This is a genomic window from Streptomyces sp. NPDC002130 (assembly GCF_040296465.1).
Lineage (GTDB): Bacteria > Actinomycetota > Actinomycetes > Streptomycetales > Streptomycetaceae > Streptomyces.
Map to the genome: position 1 here is coordinate 1 of NZ_JBEOXI010001045.1, position 1196 is coordinate 1196.

The window sequence follows — 1196 nt, forward strand, 5'->3', positions numbered from 1 at the left end:
GGAAGAAAACATGCGTGCAGCGTAATCCTAAGGGTAGCCATTTCTCCGTGTAGAACTGTTGACAGTTTTCGGACAAGGGGCCGTTGCGCTGCGGGCATGCCTTCAAATCAGCGTGATTTTAAGTATCGTCAGGTCGGGGAATCTCGTGCCGAAGAGATCAATATCAAACGGTCTGGTCGGTATAGTCGACGTCCAGGGGGTCGCTCCAGGTGGTCCACACGTCTGGCCCGAGTTCGATCTCGGCTGTGGTGAGTAGACACGCGTCGAGTTCTCGGTGCAGTAGAGACGGGTCGATGGCTTGGCCGATGAAGACGAGTTCCTGTCGGCAGTCTCCGACAGGTTCTTCCCACTTGTCGAGGATTCCGTCGCGGCGGTAATCGTCGGCCGGCCACTCGTCACGGGGTAGAAACTTCCACCAACGGCCGACGTATCCGTGGCGAATGAGATGACCGGCCTGGGAAATACTCCCGATCTCGGTGAACCGGCCGGCATTCCAGTAGTAGCCCTTGGCCCGGAGTAACTTTCCGTTGGTCCACTCGCTGCTGAGGAAGTCATGCAGACGTTGGGGGTGGAAGGGTGCGCGCTCGCGGTACACCACCGAACTGATTCCGTACTCTTCGGTTTCGGGAGTGTGTTCACCTTGTAGTTCTTGTAACCAACCGGGGGCCTGTGCGGCTTTCTCGAGCGAGAACAAACCTGTGTCGAGAATCGTGTCGAGTGGGATGCGACCGAGCATCATCGGAACAATCGCAGCGGTTGCGTTCAAAGATCGCAGGACCGCGGTCAATTCGACCAGGTGCTGGTGCGAGATCAGATCGGCCTTGCTCACCAGGATGACGTCGGCAAACTCGATCTGGTCGACAAGTAGATCCGCGATGTCTCGTTCATCTTCCGGAGCATCGGCTTCGACGCGACCTCCAGCCGTGTAGTCGCGCAGAAAACTGTTGCCGTCGACCACGGTGACCATGGTGTCGAGTCGGGCGACGTCGGCCAGAGCGTGGCCGTCGGTATCGATGCGATTACCCCAACTCGATCCTCGAAATCCTTCGTGTGGTCATCACGGCCGCCGACGACGACCATCGCGGCATCGTGGGTGGATCGCAGCAGTTGCCGATGCGGTTGTGGAACCGCGCCCCGGCGCCTTCGGGCGGGGGACGCTGCCGCGCGCCGCGTTGGTCGCGCTGCTGGTGCTGCCG

At 59.9% G+C, this 1196-nt stretch carries 1 protein-coding gene; it reads right to left on the reverse strand.

Translation table 11 applies throughout. The features are described 5' to 3' along the window. Window positions 1-163: 163 nt before the first annotated feature. Window positions 164-1015 (reverse strand): GTP-binding protein, encoded by an 852-nt coding sequence (locus ABT116_RS48225; RefSeq protein WP_351647851.1) that lies wholly within the window; start codon window positions 1013-1015, stop codon window positions 164-166. Window positions 1016-1196: the final 181 nt, after the last annotated feature.